General features: G+C 74.9%; 1 protein-coding gene. It reads right to left on the reverse strand.

Annotated elements, in window-relative coordinates:
- A partial coding sequence (locus tag AB8Z36_RS41790; RefSeq protein WP_369218533.1) for a PRC-barrel domain-containing protein occupies positions 1 to 423 on the reverse strand: 423 nt, incomplete at its 3' end.
- Positions 424 to 490: the final 67 nt, after the last annotated feature.

A 490-nucleotide genomic window follows, 5' to 3' on the forward strand; every position in this document is an offset into this window, starting at 1 on the left:
CCCCACACCGACCACCACCGCGTACGATCCGCAGCCGAGCAGACGGTGGCCGGGGATGTGGTCGCCGCGTGAGGTGTACAGGGTGTCGAGGAGGCCGGACTCGGGGTCGAAGGCGATGTCGGCGAGGGTGCCCGCCGAGTCGCCGAATTCGGTCAGCAGGCGCTGGCCGAGGAGCCGGTGGCCGCCCGCGGAGTCCGCGGCGGTGAAGCGGGCCACGGCGACCGTCGTGATGACGACCGCGTCGGGGCCCACCGCGTGCACGTCCTCCCAGGCGATCACGTCGCCCCCGGCCTTGGTGTCCTCCAGGCGGAGCCCGGTGATCCGGGCGCTCTCCGGGTCGACGACGAGCCCGGAGACGGTGCCGACGCGCGAGGCGTCCGCCGCGCTGACGACCGGGCGGCCCACGGTCTGACTGAGCAGCATCACAGCGTCCGCCCCTCTCCGGCACCGCCGGGTCCCGTACCGCCGAGCCGCTTGCGCCGTACGGCGG

Source organism: Streptomyces flavofungini (assembly GCF_041028215.1).
GTDB classification, from domain to species: domain Bacteria; phylum Actinomycetota; class Actinomycetes; order Streptomycetales; family Streptomycetaceae; genus Streptomyces; species Streptomyces flavofungini_B.